This window comes from Limnospira sp. PMC 1279.21 (assembly GCF_032349615.1).
GTDB classification, from domain to species: Bacteria; Cyanobacteriota; Cyanobacteriia; order Cyanobacteriales; family Microcoleaceae; genus Limnospira; species Limnospira fusiformis.
Genome location: NZ_JARPLU010000425.1, coordinates 1 through 1,064, shown reverse-complemented (window position 1 = coordinate 1,064; position 1,064 = coordinate 1). Strand labels below are relative to the sequence as shown.

Below are 1,064 nucleotides of genomic sequence, written 5' to 3'. Positions count from 1 at the left end.
AATAAGTTCCCGTAGGGTGCGTTAGGCACATAGATTGAATATTGAATCAAATCCCACCAATATGATAAGTGCCGTAACGCACCATCGTGGGAGTTGAGCGTATCCATGAAGTAGTAACGCACCAATTCCCAGATTTGGGTATATTATAAGTTCCCGTAGGGTGCGTTAGGCACATAGATTGAATATTGAATCAAATCCCATCAATATGATAAGTGCCGTAACACACCATCCCCAAAAATTGAGGATTTCGGTGCGTTACGCAGGAATAACAGTTAAATGTTTTAATTCTCATTTAGTCCCCCACTAACGCACCTTACAGGATATTTTTTAATAATTGTTATGCCCAATTATCGAAGACCTCAATGTGCAGGTGCAACTTATTTTATTACACAAGTCACCTATCAAAGAATCCCTTGGCTTTGTACCCCTGCGGGAAGGAAAGCATTGCGAGAAGCCATCCTTCATGTCAGTATAAAACATCCCTTTTTCATTGATGCTTTTGTTTTACTCCCAGAACATTTTCATTGTATTTTAACTTTGCCTGATAATGAGGATGATTTCTCAATGCGTTTACGACTAATTAAAACTTACGTTACCAAACATTATAAGCAAGAAATTTCTGTTGAACAAGGAGTTTCAATTTCTCGTCAAAAGCGCTTAGAAAGTAATCTGTGGCAAAGGCGGTTTTGGGAGCATTTAATTCGAGATGAACAAGATTTTGCATCCCATTGTGATTATATTCATTATAATCCGGTGAAACATGGGTTATCTAAATCGCCACGAGATTGGCAGTTTTCGACGATTCACCGTTTTATTCATCATGGGGTTTATCCTTCTGATTGGGGGGAGAATGAGGAGATTGTCATGAAGGAGGGTATTGGTGGAGAGTAAGGTTTTGGTGCGTTACGGCGCTGCTGAAATTGCTTGAGTTTAATTCTCATAGGAAAAAGCGCCTAACACACCCTACGGGAGGGAATTGGTGCGTTACGGCGCTGATGAAATTGCTGGGGTTGGATTCCCATTGGAAAAAGCGCCTAACGCACCCTACGGGAGGGAATTGGTGC

The 1,064-nt window shown here is 41.0% G+C and carries 1 protein-coding gene; it reads left to right on the top strand.

Annotation, left to right across the window (positions count from 1 at the left end; translation table 11 throughout):
- The first annotated feature begins 339 nt into the window (after positions 1–339).
- Complete coding sequence (locus P5683_RS25175) at positions 340–891, top strand: REP-associated tyrosine transposase (protein ID WP_006625483.1); 552 nt, start codon at positions 340–342, stop codon at positions 889–891.
- Positions 892–1,064: the final 173 nt, after the last annotated feature.